Raw genomic sequence first — 16,868 nt, 5'->3', positions numbered from 1 at the left:
ATCCGGAGCAGGCAGTGGAGCACGGCGGGGGGCGTATTCACGCCATGCGTTCGCGCGATGCGGGATCGGCTTTCGGCGAGGGCGGGGATAATCTCGCCCTGTCATCGCACTTATGTCCAGGAGCAGCATTGAACGGCCCCGGCATAGCCCCGCCGCCGCAGCAGCCCCGCCCGAACGGTGCGGGGGGCGTCACCACCCTCCTGCGTGTTCTCTTCATGGCGGCGCCGTTCCTGACCTGCGGTGCCCTGTCCTTCGTCCCGATGCTGCGGATCGCGCTCCGGCGCCGCCGTCCGCTGCACTGGGTGATCTTCGTCGTGGTCGTGGCGGCGTCCATCGCCTCCTTCGTGCTGGTCGAGGTCGGTCCCGACGCGGACAGCTGGCAGGTGGACGTCGGAGTCACCGGGATGCTGGTGCTGGCCCTGGCGGTCCCGACGTACTTCCTCGTGATGGACGTGCGCCACCAGGAGTCGCGGCGCGAGCACTGGCAGGCGCGGCAGACGGGCTCCCCGCCGTACTCGCCCTACCCGTACGGGGGAACGCCGGTCCCGGCGCCGTCACCGCGGCCTCCGCTCGGCCACAGCGGCCACAATCCGTACCGGGACGACACCGGAGCCACCCCGCCCCCGCCGCCGTCGCCCCTCCCCAACGCCGTCCCCGCCCCCCTGCCGACCCCGATCCCCGCGCCCGCCCAGCCCCACCGCATCGACCGGGTCAGGGCGGAGCTCGACGAGATCAGCGACTACCTGCGCAAGCAGGAGGAAGGCCGGTGAACGGGCGGATCGTCGCCGACCGCTACGAACTCGCCACCGTCATCGGCCAGGGCGGCATGGGCCAGGTGTGGACCGCCTACGACCGCCGCCTCGACCGGCGGGTCGCCGTCAAGCTGCTGCGCGCCGACCGGCTGACCGGCGGTCACGACGCCGACGAGCTGCGCCGCCGTTTCGAGCGGGAGTGCCGGGTCACCGCGCAGGTCGACCACCCGGGGCTCGTCACCGTGCACGACGCCGGCAGCGACGGCGCCGAACTCTTCCTCGTGATGCAGTTCGTGGAGGGCGCCGACCTCGCCGACCATCTCGCCGAGCACGACCCCTATCCCTGGCCGTGGGCGGTCTCCGTGGCCGCGCAGCTGTGTGCGGTGCTCGCCGCCGTGCACGCGGTGCCGATCGTCCACCGCGACCTCAAGCCCCGCAATGTGATGGTCCGCCCCGACGGCGCCGTCACCGTCCTCGACCTCGGTGTCGCCTCCGTACTCGACAGCGACACCACCCGCCTGACCCGCACCGGCTCGCCCATCGGCAGCCCCGCCTACATGGCGCCCGAGCAGGCGATGGGCGGCGTGGTGGGCCCGCGCACCGACCTGTACGCGCTCGGCATCCTGATGCATGAACTCCTCAGCGGCAATGTCCCGTTCCACGGCTCGACCGCGCTCGGAGTCCTGCACCGGCACCTCCATGAGCCGCCCGTGCCACTGCGCCAGGTGCGCCCCGAGGTGCCGGAGCCGCTGGAGGCGCTCGTGCTGCGCCTGCTCGCCAAGGACCCCCAGCACCGGCCCGAGAACGCCCAGGCCGCCTACCAGGCGCTCGTCCCCCTCCTGCCCGCCGCGGACGGCGCGGCCCATCCGCCGGGGGTGCGCCAGTGCGGACCGATGAACCCCGCACGCCCCTTCCTGCGCCCGCACGCCCCCTGGCCGGACCGGGCCGCCTCCTCCGGGGCACGCGCCTCCTCCGAGCCCGTGGCGCAGACGGGCGCGGCGGCCGTCCTCGACATCGCCGGGGCCGTCGACGAGGTCAAGGCACTGCTCGACGCCGGACGCATCACCCAGGCCGTGGACATCCTCGGCGGGGCACTGCCCACCGCCGCGGACAAGCACGGCGAGCACTCCCCGATCGTGCGGATGCTGCGCAAGCAGTACGCGGCGACGCTCATGGAGGACGGCCAGTACCGCAAGGCGCTGCCGGAGCTGCGCCGCCTCGCCGACGAGCACGCGGCCGAAGGGGGCCCGGCCGACCGGCAGTCGCTGCGCTTGCGCTACGAGGCCGCGCAGTGTCTGCAGCAACTGGGCGAGGCGACGGCCGCGCTGAGCGAGTACCGGGCGGTGCTGCCGTACTTCGAGAGCGACGCGGCCACGGACCCGGCGCTGCCGCTGGAGGTGCGCCACCGCATGGGGCACCTGCTGCTGTCGGTGGGCGACCGGGCCGCCGCCTGCGATGTGTTCGGCAGGCTGCTGTACGACGCCGAACGCCTCCACGGTCCGCACCATCCGTTCCCTCTGGAGCTGCGCCGCACGCTGGCGTGGCTGGGCCAGGTGCAGGGCTGAGGTTCCCGGCCGCCCCTCCTGACGCCCCTGCCCGGCCCCGGGGTTCACGGGTGAGGGGCCGTCCGGCATCCTGTTGGCCCATGGCTTTCTCCGTCCGTGCCGCGCTGTGCGCCGCCGCTGTCGCCGCGACCGTTGTGACCGGGTGCAGGACCACCGCACCGGATTCGGGGTCGGCGGACGGCTCCGGTCAGGGGAAGGCTCCACAGGGCAGCGCGCTCAAGGCCGTTGACGACCTGACCGTCAAGGGCCGCTCGCCGAGGACCGGTTACTCGAGAGAGCGGTTCGGCCGGTCGTGGGTGGACATCGACCACAACGACTGCGGCACTCGGGACGACATACTCCGGCGCGATCTGACCCAGGACGCCGTGACGGGCGGCTGCAAGGTCACCGCGGGCGTCCTCGACGACCCCTACACGGGCAGGCGGATCCACTTCACCCGAGGCCACAGCGATGTCGACATAGACCATGTCGTGGCGCTGTCCGACGCTTGGCAGAAGGGCGCCTCCCAGTGGTCGCGGGACAAGCGGGAGTCGCTGGCGAACGACCCGTTGAACCTGCTCGCCGTGGACGCCTCCACCAACCGCTCCAAGGGCGACGGCGACACCGCCACCTGGCTGCCGCCGAACAAGGGCTTCCGCTGTGCGTACGTGGCCCGGCAGGTCGCGGTCAAGAAGAAGTACGAGCTGCGGGTGACCCGGGCGGAGAAGGACGCCATGGTGAAGGTGCTCAAGGGCTGCCCCGACGAGAAGCTGCCCTCCGCCGGCCGCCCGGCGCCGCCGGGCCAGGACAACGGCGGGGACACGGGCACGGGCCGGGACAACGGCGGGGGCAAGGGCGACGGCGGGAAGGGCACCGGCGGAGGCGGCAAGGGCGGGGGGTCGGTCACCTACCGCAACTGCGACGCTGTCCGCGCCGCGGGGAAGGCGCCCCTGCACCGGGGCGACCCCGGCTACTCCGGCCGCCTCGACCGCGACGGCGACGGGGTGGCCTGCGACAAGTGACCGGGGGCCGGGCGGCCGCTCCACTCGTGCGAGTGCCCACGAAGGCTGGATCTCCAGCGCTGTGAGTCAATATCCTCGGTCACCAGCAACATCTGGGTTTGTTCCGGTTCGGCCGACGGCGCGGGTCAGCGACGCGCACGAGGCCGCCGGACCGCAGCTGGACTCGATTACCGCGGCTTCGCCACCCGGCGGAGAAGCAACCAAGGAGGCACAGTGATCCGCCGCTCCGCCGCATCCACCTCGCCCGTGCGCCGAACGGCGGTCCTGGCCGCAGGGGGGCTGCTCGTCGGCCTGCCACTGCTGTCGGCCTGCGGCACGCCGCACGCGGGAGCCGCGGCCGTGGTCGAGGGCGACCAGATCACGGTCTCCACCCTCCAGCACAAGGTCGACGCGGTCCGGGCCGCCCAGGCCAAGTCCCCCAATGCCGAGCAGCTGAGCGCCAACTCCGCCAAGCTCACCGGTGCCACCCTCAACGGCCTGGTCTTCGACCGGGTCATCGCCAGGGCCGCCAAGGACGCGGGTGTCGGTGTCAGCCGCGCCGAGCTCCAGAGCTTCATCCGCGCCCAGGAGAAGATGCTGGGCGGTGAGGACGCCCTGCGCTCCACCCTGCTCGAACAGCAGGGAGTGGTCCCCGGGGACGTCGAGCAGTTCTTCCGCACCGAGCTGCGCGTCCAGAAGCTGTCGAAGGCCAAGGGCGCCGACCTCAACACCCCGCAGGGGCAGAGGCAGATCGGCGACCTGCTCGCCAAGACGTCGAAGAGCATGGGCATCGACGTCAACCCGCGCTACGGCAAGTGGAACGCCGACAGGATCGCGATCGAGACCGCCCAGGACAAGTGGCTGCGGGTCCGCCCCGCCACCCGGGACGGCGGCGCCGTGGCCCCGGGCGAGCCGCAGCCCCAGCAGTAGCGGGCAGGGGCAGGCGGGCAGCGGGAGCCGGCCGCGGCCGGGGGCGCGCGGGCCCGGTGTCCTGACCCGGCGCGGTGGCCGGGCGCCGCCGCGTCGGAGGTAGGTTCGTCGGGTGGACTCGAACACTGACTCGCCCGGCCGCCTCGTTCTGCTCACGACCACCCACCGGGTCGCCCCCGGCCTGCTGTCGTGGCCCGCGTGGCAGACGCTGCGCGAGGCCGACCGCGTGATCAGCGCCGACGCCGAGCACCCCCAGCTGCCCTACCTGCGCGAGGCCGGGGTCGAGGTGGAGATCGCCTCGCCCTCGGCCCGCGAACTCGTGGAGTACTGCTCCACCGGGCGCACCGCCGTGCTGGTGGTCTCCTACGGCGGCGACCCGGGCGGTGTCACCGACGACCTCGCCCGCCTCGCCGGGTCCGGCCAGGTGACCGCCATGCCCGAGCTGGAGCTGCTGCCCGCCTCCTACGACCTGCCCGGCGCCCGCCTGCTCGACCTGGTGGCCGTCATGGACCGGCTGCGCTCACCCGGCGGGTGCCCGTGGGACGCCGAGCAGACCCATGCCTCGCTCGTGAAGTACCTGATCGAGGAGGCGTACGAGCTGGTCGAGACGATCGAGCAGGGCGACCGTGAGGCGCTGCGCGAGGAACTCGGGGACGTCCTCCTTCAGGTGATGTTCCACGCCAGGATCGCGCAGGAGGACGAGCAGGAGCCCTTCTCCATCGACGACGTGGCCGGCGGCATCGTGGACAAGCTCGTCTACCGGCACCCCCATGTGTTCGCGTCGGTGGACGCCGACACCCCGGAGCAGGTCGAGGCCAACTGGGAGGAGCTGAAGGCGGCGGAGAAGCATCGGGACTCGGTCACCGACGGCGTCCCGATGGGGCAGCCCGCCCTGGCGCTCGCCGCCAAGCTGCTGGCCAGGGCGGACAAGGCCGGGATCGACGTCCCCGTGCCCGCCCCCGTGGCACCGCCCGAGCGGCCGGACGACGAGGCCGCCATCGGGCGCCTGCTCCTGGCCGTCGCCGCGCTGGCCTGTGCCAACGGTGTCGATCCCGAGGCCGCGCTGCGGGCCGAGGCCCGGCGCCACCGCGACCGCATCGTCGAGAGCGAGAGCCGGAAGGCAGACGGCCGGAAGAAGTAGACACCGCGATTGCACACGGATTCCGGCGCCGAACGCGGGTAGGCGCAGTCCATGCGATCACTGACCCTGGAACTGGCTGCAGCAGGAGGCGACCCGATCGTCGGCGTAGGTCCGCTGGTGGTCGGCATCATCCTGGTCGTCGGGATGATCGTCGCACGTGTCCACTACGCTCGCCGCAAGCGGCGCGAGCCGCCGGTCGAGGCCCGGCCGGAGCCGCGCGCGGGCGCCTGGCAGACCCGTGAGGAGTACGGCGAGCCGACGGCGCCCGACCACGGGCCGGGACACCAGGACGGCCCGCCCCGGCCCTGACTCGACGACGTTTCGCACGGGCACGGCGGGGCTTCCCAGGGGAGGGGACAGCAGGTGCGCATCGACGTTCCGCACGACTGGCCGCAGGACGAAGCTGCCGCGCTGCGCATTCAGGACGGGCTGCGCGGCCTGGTCGACCTCGAAGGTCCCGGGCCGCGTGAGCCGCTCACCGTCGCGGGCCTCGACGTGGCGTACGGCCCCGACAGCCAGGGCGGCACCGTCGAGCGGGTCGCCGCGGCCGTCGTCGTCCTGGACGCCAAGACGCTGGTGCCGGTCGCCATGGAGACCGCGGTCGGCGATGTCTCCTTCCCCTACGTCCCCGGGCTGTTCGCCTTCCGGGAGCTGCCCACCCTGATCGCCGCGCTGCGCAAGCTGCCCGTGGCCCCCGATCTGCTGCTGTGCGACGGTCAGGGGCTGGCCCACCCGCGACGCTTCGGCCTGGCCTGCCACCTCGGCGTGCTCACCGGCCTGCCCGCGGTGGGTGTCGCCAAGAACCCCTTCATCGGCACGTACGAGGGGCTCGGGGAGGAACGAGGGGACTGGGCGCCGCTGGTCGACGGCGACGAGACGGTCGGCCGCGCGCTGAGGACGCAGAAGGGTGTCAAGCCGGTCTACGTCTCCACGGGCCACGGCATCGACCTCGACACCGCCTGCCACCATGTCCTGGCCACCGCCCCCAAGTACCGGCTGCCGGAGTCCACCCGCCTCGCCGACCGGCTGTGCCGCGACGTCCTGCGCGCCGCGTGAGCGCCCACGCGCCGTGCGTCTCGGCGCGGGAGGCGCTTGTGGTGCCCGGGCGCTTCGGGTGCCGAGGCGCCTCGGCGTGGGAGGCGCCGGTCCCGGCCCCTTGTCGCAGGTCCCGCGCCTGTGATGGCATGAGCCGCACCGGCTGACTACTCGGTGGTAGAACCGGCAGGGGCAGGACCGGGAGGGCAAGCGCCATCGGGAGGACAAGCGCCATGACGACCCCGCAGCCGCGCTGGGGACTGACGTATCCGCTCGACGGCGTTCCGCTGGCCGAGCAGCGCCGGCTCGTGGAGAGCCTGCCCGACCTGGGGTTCACGGACGTGTGGTCGACGGAGACGGCGGGTGCGGACGCGTTCACCCCGCTCGCCCTCGCCTCCGTCTGGGCCCCCGCCCTGCGGCTCGGCACCGCCATCGTGCCGGTCCACACGCGGGGCCCCGCCCTGATCGCCATGCAGGCGGCGGCCATGGCGGAGGCCGCGCCCGGCCGGTTCGCCCTGGGTCTGGGCGCCTCCTCGCCGGTGATCGTGGAGCACTGGAACAGCCTCACCCACGACCGCCCGTACCAGCGGTGCAGGGACACCCTGGGCTTTCTGCGTGAGGCGCTGACCGGCCAGGCGGTGACGCAGGAGTACGAGACCTTCGAGATCGACCGGTTCCGCCTGGAGCGGGTGCCGGACCAGAACCCCGCCCTCCTGCTGGGCGCCCTGCGTCCCGGGATGCTCCGGCTGGCGGCGCGGGAGGCGGACGGGGTGATCCTCAACTGGCTCGGCGCCGATGACGTGCCCACCGCCCTCGCCGAGTTCCACGGGGCCGGGGGAGAGGGCAAGGAGGTCGTCGCGCGCGTCTTCGTCTGCCCCACCGAGGACATCTCCTATGCCCGCAAGCTCGGACGGCGGCTCATCGCCGGGTACCTCACCGTGCCCGCCTACGCGCAGTACCAGCGCTGGCTGGGCCGAGGGGAGGCGCTCAAGCCGATGTGGGACGCCTGGTCCTGCGGCGACCGCAGGCAGGCCGCTTCGGCGGTGCCCGACGAGGTGGTGGACGCGCTCGTCCTGCACGGCAGTCCCGAGCGGTGCCGCGAGGAGCTGAGCCGCTACGCCGCCCATGGCGTCACCACGGTCGTGCCCGCCCTGCTTCCCACCCCCGGCGATCCCGCGGCCGCCCTCCCAGCGGCGGTGGCGGCCGTCGCCCCGGCCGCCTGACCCGCCCCCGCCGAGCGTCCCCGCGGACCCGTCACCCGCGGGAACGCCCACTTCCCAGCATGCACGCGACCACTCGGCGCTCCGAAACGATCAGTGCGGGTCCAGGGCTGCGAGCGTGTGCCCCGTCGTCGCGTCCACATGGTCCGGGATCTCGTCGTGGCGGTCGCCGACCGCGGGGGTCCCGGAGGGCTCGAACACGAGGATCGAGGCGGCCGGAGCGGGCGGAGGCGAGGAGCGTCCCGATGCGGTGGCGCAGCGCGGCGGCCCGGGCACGGCGGCCGATCCGCGCGCCCTTCTGCGCCGGGAGACGGGCCTGAGCCCGTCCGCGTACCGTCGCCGCTTCGGTCCGGGGCGGGGAATGAGCGCACGCGGGTCACCCGGAGCGCCGTGAGCCGCCCCGCACCGGGCGAAGCCGTGCACCCCGGTACGGTCGGGACATGCACGACGAGTCCCCCGAAGCGCCTGCCCTCCATACCTGGGAGTTCGCCGCCGATCCCTATCCGGCGTACGCCTGGCTGCGGGAGCACTCTCCGGTGCACCGGACCACGCTGCCCAGCGGGGTGGACGCCTGGCTGGTGACCCGCTACGCCGACGCCCGGCAGGCGCTGGCCGACTCACGGCTGTCGAAGAACCCCGTCCACCACTGCGAGAGCGCTCACGCCAAGGGGAAGGTGGGCATCCCCGGCGAGCGCAAGGCCGACCTGGTCTCGCACCTGCTCAATATCGACCCGCCCGACCACACCCGGCTGCGGCGGCTGGTCTCGAAGGCCTTCACACCCCGTCGGGTAGCCGAATTCGCGCCCAGGGTCAGCGAGTTGACGGACCGCCTCATCGACGCGTTCGCGGCCAGGGGGAGCGCCGACCTCATCCACGAGTTCGCCTTCCCGCTGCCCATCTACGCCATTTGCGACATGCTCGGTGTCCCACGGGAGGACCAGGACGACTTCCGCGACTGGGCCGGGATGATGATCCGCCACGGTGGGGGGCCGCGCGGCGGAGTGGCCCGTTCCGTGAAGAGGATGCGCTCCTACCTCGCCGAGCTCATCCACCGCAAGCGCGCCGACCTCGGGGACGACCTGATCTCCGGCCTGATCCGCGCGAGCGACCACGGCGAGCACCTCACGGAGAACGAGGCGGCCGCCATGGCGTTCATCCTTCTGTTCGCCGGCTTCGAGACGACGGTGAACCTGGTGGGCAATGGGCTGTATGCCCTGCTTCGCAATGGTGATCAGCGTGCCCGTCTCCAGGACTCCCTCGCCCGGGGGGAGACCGAACTGCTGGCCACCGGGGTCGAGGAACTGCTGCGCTACGACGGACCGGTGGAGCTGGCCACGTGGCGGTTCGCGACCGAGCCGCTGACGCTCGCCGGGGTCCCCATCGACGTGGGCGACCCCGTACTCGTCGTCCTCGCCGCCGCGGACCGCGATCCGGAGCGGTTCGAAGGGCCCGACACGCTGGATCTGTCGCGTGCCAACAATCCGCATCTCGGCTTCGGGCACGGCATCCACTACTGCATCGGGGCTCCGCTGGCCCGCCTCGAGGGGCAGACGGCACTCGCCGCTTTGCTGCGTCGGCTGCCGGACCTCCGACTGGCCGTCGAGCCCGAGGAGTTGAGGTGGCGGGGAGGCCTGATCATGCGTGGATTGCGCACCCTGCCTGTCGAGTTCGGCCCGGAAAGTGAGGGAATCGCGCAGGCCGGGTAGGTGCGTGGTGATCTCCGCGTGACAATCGATACACCAGCTTGTGATCTGAAGCGCTGGCCAATACGTTCTCCTTCCAAGTCCGCACCTGCGGGCCCCGCCACCGGAGCGCCGAGTCCCGCCACCGGACGGCGGGTCAAAGGCTGTCGACGAACCGAGGGCGGGAGCGGGGGAACCAGGTAAGTGCCGGAACCGCAAGGGACCGGCTTGGGGTGAAGCCTTCAGCGACGGAGGCCGGGCACTGCCTCTGCGGCCCGAACCCGACAGCTCACCTCGTAGGCGTCGGAGAGGGATAACTCCATGCTGCTGTCCGGCAACGGGCGACACCGCCGCCCACGCCCGACGCCCAAGTTCGTGCTCGCCGTCGGAGTCACCGGCGCGAGTGTGGCACTTCCGCTCATCGGAGCGACCGGCGCGAACGCCGCCTCCGGCAGCGCCTGGGACAAGGTCGCGAGCTGCGAGAGCGGCAACAACTGGAGTATGAACACCGACAACGGCTACTACGGCGGGCTGCAGTTCAGCGAGACCAGCTGGTCCGTCTACGGCGGCAAGCAGTACGCGCCGACCGCCGACCTCGCCAGCCGCAACGAGCAGATAGCCGTCGCGGAGAAGATCCTCGCCGACCAGGGCCCCAACGCCTGGCCGGAGTGCTCGGTCCAGGCAGGGCTCACCAAGGCCGACGCCACCCCGGACGCCTCGCAGTCCCCCGACGTCGAGGCGACGAACACCCAGCCCGGCGAGGGCTCGGCGGATCAGGGCTCCGCGGATCAGGGCTCCGAGGACACCGGCGACACCCCCTCGAAGGACTCCTCGTCCCCCAAGTACTCCCAGTCCTCCGAGTCGGAGGATTCCTCGGCTTCCGAGGACGGGACCACCGGGCAGACCGTGTCCCCGAAGGACAGGTTCTCCGAGGACAGGTTCTTCGGGGACGGCGACTCCGAGGACGACGACTCCGAGGACGGCGACTCCGAGGCCACCGGCTCGCAGGACACCGGCTCCACCGACACGGGGGACACCACCGCTCCCGAGGAGTCCAAGGCGCCCAAGCACGCCGCGCCCGGTGACGGCACCGAGGCCGGCGACGAGGAGCGTGCCTCCCGCGGCAAGCACCGCGCCCCGGCGAAGGCGGACGACGACCAGTACACCGTCGTCAAGGGCGACAACCTGTGCGACATCGCCGAGGACAAGGGCCTCAACGGCGGCTGGACCGCTCTGTACAAGGCGAACAAGAACACCGTGGGCCAGGACCCGGACCTGATCGTTCCCGGGCAGCGCCTCGAGATCGGCACCTCCATGGCGGGGTGACCGCCTCGCACGTCGGCCTCGCGCGTTGAGCAGGACCGGTGACCCGCTGACGCGGCGTCGGAATCGGACGGAAAATGTGACTCCGGTCGCTTTCGTCCGGCTTCGATGCCGCGTCGGTTGTTTGTGCACCCCTGTGTTGAACCCGCCCCGACCTGGGGTATCCGGGATTATGTCCAATTACGGGTAGCGGTTCGGCCCGGACAAGTGCCCCACAGCGCAGGGCTTGCCCGGGCGGAAGGCGTGTGCCTACGGTCCCTGTCGTCCGCTGCTGAGCGGACCCCGTCGCCGGTGCGCCGAATCCCGCCGCCGCCCGCCGACCTGATCGTCCCGGGCCGGCGGCTGCGGCTGAGCCGACCCACCCCGGCGAGCGCCGTGTGTGCCCGCCCCCGCAGGCCGCCCCGGCCGGACGCGTTCTTCCCCCGTGCGCTCCGGCCGGGGTGACGCGTTCGCGCGGCGGCTCTCCGTGGCGTTCTGCGGGCCGCGCAGGTGGTTGATCCCGTTTTCCATCCGTTTTCGTTCCGGCCATCGGTCGGTCTTCCTGCCCAGGGCCGCCGTGCGGTTAGGCTCAGCTTGCAAGGCTCCACACACATCCATAAGGAGATGCTCGTGCCCTCCATCGACGTCGTCGTAGCCCGGGAGATCCTCGACTCGCGAGGCAACCCCACCGTCGAGGTCGAGGTCGGCCTCGACGACGGCAGCACCGGCCGTGCCGCCGTTCCCTCCGGCGCGTCCACCGGCGCGTTCGAGGCGCTGGAGCTGCGGGACGGTGACAAGAGCCGCTACGGCGGCAAGGGCGTCGAGAAGGCCGTGCTCGCCGTGATCGAGCAGATCGGCCCGGAGCTGGTGGGCTACGACGCCACCGAGCAGCGGCTGATCGACCAGGCGATGTTCGACCTGGACGCCACCTCGGACAAGTCCAGCCTCGGCGCCAACGCCATCCTCGGCGTCTCCCTCGCGGTGGCCCACGCCGCCTCCGAGGCGTCGGACCTGCCGCTCTTCCGCTACCTCGGCGGCCCGAACGCGCACCTGCTGCCCGTTCCGATGATGAACATCCTCAACGGCGGCTCGCACGCGGACTCCAACGTGGACATCCAGGAGTTCATGATCGCGCCGATCGGCGCCGAGTCGTTCTCCGAGGCCCTGCGCTGGGGCGCCGAGGTCTACCACACGCTCAAGGCCGTGCTGAAGGAGCGCGGGCTGTCCACCGGCCTGGGCGACGAGGGCGGCTTCGCGCCGAACCTCGACAGCAACCGCGAGGCCCTCGACCTCATCGTCGAGGCGATCAAGAAGGCCGGCTACACCCCGGGCCAGGACATCGCGCTGGCGCTCGACGTGGCCGCCACCGAGTTCTACAAGGACGGCTCCTACACGTTCGAGGGCAAGTCGCTCTCCGCCGCCGAGATGACCGCCTACTACGCCGAGCTGGTCGCCGCGTACCCGCTGGTCTCCATCGAGGACCCGCTGAACGAGGAGGACTGGGACGGCTGGAAGACCATCACCGAGCAGCTCGGTGACAAGGTCCAGCTCGTCGGCGACGACCTGTTCGTCACCAACCCCGAGCGCATCGCCCGCGGCATCGAGAACAACACGGCGAACGCGCTGCTGGTCAAGGTCAACCAGATCGGCTCGCTCACCGAGACGCTCGACGCCGTGGAGCTGGCCCAGCGCAACGGCTACAAGTGCATGATGTCCCACCGCTCCGGTGAGACCGAGGACGTCACCATCGCCGACCTGGCCGTCGCCACCAACTGCGGCCAGATCAAGACCGGCGCCCCGGCCCGCTCCGAGCGCGTCGCCAAGTACAACCAGCTGCTGCGCATCGAGGAGATCCTCGACGACGCGGCCGTGTACGCGGGCCGCTCCGCCTTCCCGCGCTTCAGGGGCTGACGCCCAGGCCCCGGCTCCAGGGCCGACCCGCCCATCGCGGGGCATGGCACGCATGCTCCGGCCCTGCGGGGCCGGGCATGCGTGACTTCGCGCCCGGGTCCGTGGTCCCATGGGCCCACATCGCCCCCGGACGAGGAGACTGACGTGGCTGCCGACCGCGACCGTGGCGCGGCTGACCGGTTGTCGACGACGAGCGCCCGGTTGCGGGCACTCGGCAAGCAGGCCCAGGCCAGGGTCTACCGGGCGTCGGGCAGGCGGCCGGTGGCGCCCCGCCGCAGCCGCTTCACCGGGCGCGCGGCCGTGCTGGCCCTGGTGCTGTGCGCGCTGGTCGTGGCCCTGGCCTATCCGACCCGGCAGTACATCGCGCAGCGCGCGAAGATCGCCGAGCAGCGCGAGCAGACCGAGAAGGCGCGCGAGCGCGTCGAGCAGCTGCGCGAGGAGAAGGCCCGCTGGAAGGACCCGGCCTATGTGAAGACCCAGGCCAGGCAGCATCTGCACTATGTGATGCCGGGCGAGACCGGGTACACGGTCGTGGGGCCTTCCTCCGCGAGCAGCACCCATGCCCCCGAGGCGGAGGCGGCGGCGGGCCGCTCGTGGTACGAGAACTTCTGGGACGGCGTGGACGAGGCGGACGCCGCCCACCGGGTGGAGCGTCCGGCCGCGCCGGCGTCCTCGCCCTCCCCGCACGCCGCCGACTGACCACCTGCCGACCGACCACCTGCCGACCGGCCACGCGCCGACAGACCACCCGCGGCCGGAGCACCCGCGGCCGGGCACTGCGGACCGGCGGACCGGCACAATGGGCGGACCGCGTCCCTGAGCGGACCGCTCCTGCCGACCGGTCCTGCCCGAACCCGGGCTCCGCACCACACCACAGACGAAGACAGGCACGAGAACACCCCTCATGGAATCCCATCCCGCCCCGACCCCCACCACCGCGCCGACCGGCGCCGACCGCGCCGCCATCGGCGAGCAGCTCGGCCGGATGCCGCGCGGCCTGCGCTCGATCGCGCACCGCTGCCCGTGCGGGCTGCCCGATGTGGTGGAGACGGCGCCCCGGCTCGAGGACGGCACCCCGTTCCCGACGCTGTACTACCTGACCTGCCCCCGTGCGGCCTCCGCCATCGGCACCCTCGAGTCCGACGGCGTCATGAAGGAGATGAACGAGCGGCTGGCGCGGGACGAGGAGCTGGCGGCGGCCTACCGCGCGGCGCACGAGGACTACATCGGGCGGCGCGACTCCATCGAGGTGCTCCAGGGGTTCCCCAGCGCGGGCGGTATGCCGGACCGGGTCAAGTGCCTGCATGTGCTCGTCGCCCACTCCCTCGCCGCGGGCCCGGGGGTCAACCCGCTCGGTGACGAGGCCGTCGCCATGCTCCCGCAGTGGTGGCGCAAGGGCCCCTGCGCCGGGCACGGGCGGGGCGCCGCGGATGTCGCAGACGCCGAAGAGACAGCGGCCGCCGAAAAGGCCGCGGCCGCCGAAGAGGCAGTGGCCGCCGAAGAGGCAGTGGCCGCCGCAGAGACAGCGGGCGCCGAAGAGACAGCGGAGGGAGACGCCCAGTGACGCGTGTCGCCGCCGTCGACTGCGGCACCAACTCCATCCGCCTGCTCGTCGCGGACGCGGACCCGGTGACCGGTGAGCTCAAGGACCTCGACCGCCGGATGACCATCGTGCGGCTGGGGCAGGGCGTGGACCGGACGGGGCGCCTGGCCCCCGAAGCGCTGGAGCGCACCTTCGCCGCCTGCCGGGAGTACGCCCGGGCTGTCCGCGAGCTCGGCGCCGAGAAGGTCCGCTTCGTCGCCACCTCCGCGTCCCGTGACGCCGAGAACCGCCAGGAGTTCGTCGACGGCGTCGTGGAGATCCTCGGTGTCGAGCCCGAGGTGATCTCGGGCGACCAGGAGGCGGAGTTCTCCTTCATCGGCGCCACCCGGGAACTGGCCGGCAAGGACCATCTGGACAAGCCCTTCCTGGTGGTCGACATCGGGGGCGGCTCGACGGAGTTCGTCGTGGGCGAGGAGCATGTGCGCGCCGCCCGGTCGGTCGACGTCGGCTGTGTCCGGATGACCGAGCGGCACCTCGTCGCGGACGGACAGGTCGTCGATCCCCCGACCCCGCAGCGGATCGCCGCCATACGAGCCGACATCGAGGCGGCTCTGGACGAGGTGGAGCGCACCGTCCCGCTCGCCGAGGCCCGCACCCTCGTGGGCCTGGCCGGCTCCGTCACCACGGTCGCCGCCATCGCCCTGGGCCTGGCCGAGTACGACTCCTCGGCGATCCACCACTCGAGGATCGGTGCCGACCGGGTCCGCGAGGTCACCGGCCGGCTCCTGTCGGCCGCCTACGCCGAGCGCGCCGCCATCCCCGTTCTGCATCCCGGGCGAGTCGATGTGATCGGTGCCGGGGCCCTGGTCCTGCTCACCCTCATGGAGCGGATCGGTGCCTCCGAGGTGGTTGTGAGCGAGCACGACATCCTCGACGGGATCGCCTGGAGCCAGGTGTGACAGGGCCGGAAAGAGGGGCCGCACGGCCCTTGCGAGCCCTCCCGGCACCACCTTCCACGCGTCGCGCGGGGAACTTCGTGAATTTCTTCACATGAAGTTCCCGTCCGAATGACGCGATCCGGCCCGCCGGGGCCCCCGGGCGGGTCGCGCGGCGGTGATCGAGGCGGCTTCGAGCCCCGCGCAGGCGATCCGCAGGGCGGCCGGGAAGTATCCGCCGCAGGGCCATCGTCGCTGCTCAGCGGGGGGATGGGGGACCCTGCGAACCCCTCGGTCGGAGCCGGGTCGCGGAGTGTAGCAGCAGGTGTCCAGAGGCTTGTGACTGGCCTCACGAGCACCCCCCATTGGGGTGCTGGATACTTTTCCTATGAGCACCACGGAGCGTCCTCGGATCCTCGTAGTCGGAGGCGGGTACGTCGGCCTGTACGCGGCGCAGCGCATTCTGAAGAAGATGCGCTACGACGAGGCGACCGTGACGGTCGTCGACCCCCGGTCGTACATGACGTACCAGCCCTTCCTCCCCGAAGCTGCCGCCGGCAGTATCTCCCCCCGCCACGTCGTGGTCCCCCTGCGACGTGTGCTCCCCCAGGCGGAGGTCCTCACCGGCCACGTCACGACCATCGACCAGGAGCGCAAGGTCGCCACGATCACGCCCCTGGTGGGCGAGTCGTACGACCTGCCCTTCGACTACCTCGTCATCGCACTCGGCGCGGTCTCCCGCACCTTCCCGATCCCCGGCCTGGCCGAGCACGGCATCGGTATGAAGGGCGTCGAGGAGGCCATCGGGCTGCGCAACCACGTCCTGGAGCAGCTCGACAAGGCCGACTCCACCACCGATGAGAACGTCCGCCGCGAGGCGCTGACCTTCGTCTTCGTCGGCGGCGGTTTCGCGGGCGCCGAGACCATCGGCGAGGTCGAGGACATGGCCCGGTACGCCACCAAGTACTACAAGAACGTCAAGCGCGAGGACATGCGGTTCATCCTCGTCGAGGCGGCGGGCCGCATCCTTCCCGAAGTCGGCCCCGAACTCGGCGAGTGGGGACTCAAGCACCTCCAGGAGCGCGGTATCGAGGTGTACCTCAACACCTCGATGGAGTCCTGCGTCGACAAGCACGTGGTGCTCAAGAACGGCCTCGAGGTCGACGCGTCCACCATCGTATGGACCGCGGGCGTCAAGCCGAACCCGGCGCTCGGCCGCTTCGGCCTGCCGCTCGGCCCGCGCGGCCACGTGGACACCGCCCCCACCCTCCAGGTGCAGGGCACGGACTACATCTGGGCCGCGGGCGACAACGCCCAGGTGCCGGACCTGGCCGCCGGCGAGGGCGCCTGGTGCCCGCCGAACGCCCAGCACGCGCTGCGCCAGTCCAAGGTCCTGGCCGACAACGTCATCGCGGGGATGCGCGGCTTCCCGCAGGCCGAGTACAAGCACAAGAACCTCGGCGCCGTCGCGGGCCTCGGCCTGCACAAGGGTGTCGCCCTGCTGTTCGGCAAGATCCGGCTCAAGGGCCGTCTGGCCTGGTACTGCCACCGCGGCTACCACGGCATGGCGATGCCGACGTTCAACCGCAAGATCCGGGTCTTCGCCGACTGGGCGCTCGCCGCGGTCCTCAAGCGCGAGGTCGTCTCCCTCGGCGCGATGGAGAACCCGCGCGGAGAGTTCTACACCGCGGCCGCTCCCGTGAGCGCCGCCGTGGCGCAGCGGGCCGAGGAGGAGAAGGCCGAGGCCAAGGCTTCCTGACCCCCGCAGCCGGCTCGGTCCGGTTCAGCACGTAGGAGCAACGGGCGTCCGCCATCCGTGGGGCGGACGCCCGTTGCTCGTCGTTTCGGGCCCGGAATAGGGCGCCCGACATG

At 72.2% G+C, this 16,868-nt stretch carries 16 protein-coding genes and 1 riboswitch; of the genes, 15 read left to right on the top strand and 1 reads right to left on the bottom strand.

Going from position 1 to position 16,868, the window contains the following annotated elements:
* The first annotated feature begins 128 nt into the window (after positions 1 to 128).
* The 8 genes from IEY86_RS14310 to IEY86_RS14275 all read left to right on the top strand — a co-directional run bounded on the left by IEY86_RS14310 (position 129) and on the right by IEY86_RS14275 (position 7,626).
* Entirely contained in the window at positions 129 to 770 is a 642-nt protein-coding gene (locus tag IEY86_RS14310) for a hypothetical protein (RefSeq protein WP_189132038.1), read from the top strand.
* Positions 767 to 2,317: a serine/threonine-protein kinase gene (locus IEY86_RS14305; protein ID WP_189132037.1), complete on the top strand. Its 1,551-nt coding sequence runs from the start codon at positions 767 to 769 to the stop codon at positions 2,315 to 2,317. The genes IEY86_RS14310 and IEY86_RS14305 overlap by 4 nt, the downstream gene beginning before the upstream one ends.
* An 80-nt stretch (positions 2,318 to 2,397) precedes the next feature.
* Positions 2,398 to 3,318, top strand: coding sequence for a GmrSD restriction endonuclease domain-containing protein (locus IEY86_RS14300; RefSeq protein ID WP_189132036.1), 921 nt, complete (start codon positions 2,398 to 2,400; stop codon positions 3,316 to 3,318).
* Between the two features lie 213 nt (positions 3,319 to 3,531).
* Positions 3,532 to 4,227: a SurA N-terminal domain-containing protein gene (locus tag IEY86_RS14295; RefSeq protein WP_229698415.1), complete on the top strand. Its 696-nt coding sequence runs from the start codon at positions 3,532 to 3,534 to the stop codon at positions 4,225 to 4,227.
* 112 nt (positions 4,228 to 4,339) lie between these two features.
* Positions 4,340 to 5,368 (top strand): nucleoside triphosphate pyrophosphohydrolase, encoded by a 1,029-nt coding sequence (locus IEY86_RS14290; RefSeq protein ID WP_189132035.1) that lies wholly within the window; start codon positions 4,340 to 4,342, stop codon positions 5,366 to 5,368.
* Positions 5,369 to 5,419: 51 nt separating this feature from the next.
* Positions 5,420 to 5,677, top strand: a complete 258-nt coding sequence (locus IEY86_RS14285; RefSeq protein ID WP_189132034.1) for a DUF6479 family protein — start codon at positions 5,420 to 5,422, stop codon at positions 5,675 to 5,677.
* Between the two features lie 54 nt (positions 5,678 to 5,731).
* Positions 5,732 to 6,424, top strand: a complete 693-nt coding sequence (locus IEY86_RS14280; protein ID WP_189132033.1) for an endonuclease V — start codon at positions 5,732 to 5,734, stop codon at positions 6,422 to 6,424.
* Between the two features lie 212 nt (positions 6,425 to 6,636).
* Positions 6,637 to 7,626, top strand: a complete 990-nt coding sequence (locus IEY86_RS14275; RefSeq protein ID WP_189132032.1) for an LLM class F420-dependent oxidoreductase — start codon at positions 6,637 to 6,639, stop codon at positions 7,624 to 7,626.
* 90 nt (positions 7,627 to 7,716) lie between these two features.
* Here IEY86_RS14275 and IEY86_RS14270 read toward each other — a convergent pair whose 3' ends face one another.
* Positions 7,717 to 7,899, bottom strand: coding sequence for a hypothetical protein (locus tag IEY86_RS14270; protein WP_229698443.1), 183 nt, complete (start codon positions 7,897 to 7,899; stop codon positions 7,717 to 7,719).
* Between the two features lie 164 nt (positions 7,900 to 8,063).
* On the opposite strand from IEY86_RS14270, the gene IEY86_RS14265 reads away from it, so the two are divergent.
* From IEY86_RS14265 to IEY86_RS14235, 7 genes are all read left to right on the top strand, one after another.
* Positions 8,064 to 9,329, top strand: coding sequence for a cytochrome P450 family protein (locus IEY86_RS14265; RefSeq protein WP_189132031.1), 1,266 nt, complete (start codon positions 8,064 to 8,066; stop codon positions 9,327 to 9,329).
* A gap of 134 nt (positions 9,330 to 9,463) precedes the next feature.
* Positions 9,464 to 9,623: riboswitch (cyclic di-AMP (ydaO/yuaA leader) on the top strand.
* A gap of 3 nt (positions 9,624 to 9,626) precedes the next feature.
* Complete coding sequence (locus IEY86_RS37830) at positions 9,627 to 10,631, top strand: LysM peptidoglycan-binding domain-containing protein (RefSeq protein WP_189132030.1); 1,005 nt, start codon at positions 9,627 to 9,629, stop codon at positions 10,629 to 10,631.
* Between the two features lie 606 nt (positions 10,632 to 11,237).
* Positions 11,238 to 12,518 carry a phosphopyruvate hydratase gene (eno, locus tag IEY86_RS14255; RefSeq protein WP_189132029.1) on the top strand — a complete coding sequence of 427 codons (1,281 nt, stop codon included), beginning with the start codon at positions 11,238 to 11,240 and terminating at the stop codon, positions 12,516 to 12,518.
* Between the two features lie 144 nt (positions 12,519 to 12,662).
* Positions 12,663 to 13,217: an FtsB family cell division protein gene (locus IEY86_RS14250; protein ID WP_189132028.1), complete on the top strand. Its 555-nt coding sequence runs from the start codon at positions 12,663 to 12,665 to the stop codon at positions 13,215 to 13,217.
* Between the two features lie 205 nt (positions 13,218 to 13,422).
* On the top strand, positions 13,423 to 14,082 hold the full coding sequence (locus IEY86_RS14245; protein ID WP_189132027.1) for a DUF501 domain-containing protein: 660 nt from the start codon (positions 13,423 to 13,425) through the stop codon (positions 14,080 to 14,082).
* Positions 14,079 to 15,020, top strand: coding sequence for a Ppx/GppA phosphatase family protein (locus IEY86_RS14240; RefSeq protein ID WP_189132026.1), 942 nt, complete (start codon positions 14,079 to 14,081; stop codon positions 15,018 to 15,020). The genes IEY86_RS14245 and IEY86_RS14240 overlap by 4 nt, the downstream gene beginning before the upstream one ends.
* 364 nt (positions 15,021 to 15,384) lie before the next feature.
* Positions 15,385 to 16,755 (top strand): NAD(P)/FAD-dependent oxidoreductase, encoded by a 1,371-nt coding sequence (locus IEY86_RS14235; protein ID WP_189132025.1) that lies wholly within the window; start codon positions 15,385 to 15,387, stop codon positions 16,753 to 16,755.
* Positions 16,756 to 16,868 lie beyond the last annotated feature (113 nt).

It is taken from the genome of Wenjunlia tyrosinilytica (assembly GCF_014646055.1).
GTDB lineage: Bacteria > Actinomycetota > Actinomycetes > Streptomycetales > Streptomycetaceae > Wenjunlia > Wenjunlia tyrosinilytica.
This window is presented reverse-complemented; position numbering and strand designations above follow the sequence as displayed.

What these genes read in the sequence shown, in the direction of transcription:
- IEY86_RS14300 (WP_189132036.1), top strand. Translation starts at nt 2,398, where the DNA reads ATGGCTTTCTCCGTCCGTGCCGCGCTGTGCGCCGCCGCTGTCGCCGCG.
- IEY86_RS14285 (WP_189132034.1), top strand. Translation starts at nt 5,420, where the DNA reads ATGCGATCACTGACCCTGGAACTGGCTGCAGCAGGAGGCGACCCGATC.
- IEY86_RS14275 (WP_189132032.1), top strand. Translation starts at nt 6,637, where the DNA reads ATGACGACCCCGCAGCCGCGCTGGGGACTGACGTATCCGCTCGACGGC.
- IEY86_RS14265 (WP_189132031.1), top strand. Translation starts at nt 8,064, where the DNA reads ATGCACGACGAGTCCCCCGAAGCGCCTGCCCTCCATACCTGGGAGTTC.
- IEY86_RS37830 (WP_189132030.1), top strand. Translation starts at nt 9,627, where the DNA reads ATGCTGCTGTCCGGCAACGGGCGACACCGCCGCCCACGCCCGACGCCC.
- IEY86_RS14245 (WP_189132027.1), top strand. Translation starts at nt 13,423, where the DNA reads ATGGAATCCCATCCCGCCCCGACCCCCACCACCGCGCCGACCGGCGCC.
- IEY86_RS14235 (WP_189132025.1), top strand. Translation starts at nt 15,385, where the DNA reads ATGAGCACCACGGAGCGTCCTCGGATCCTCGTAGTCGGAGGCGGGTAC.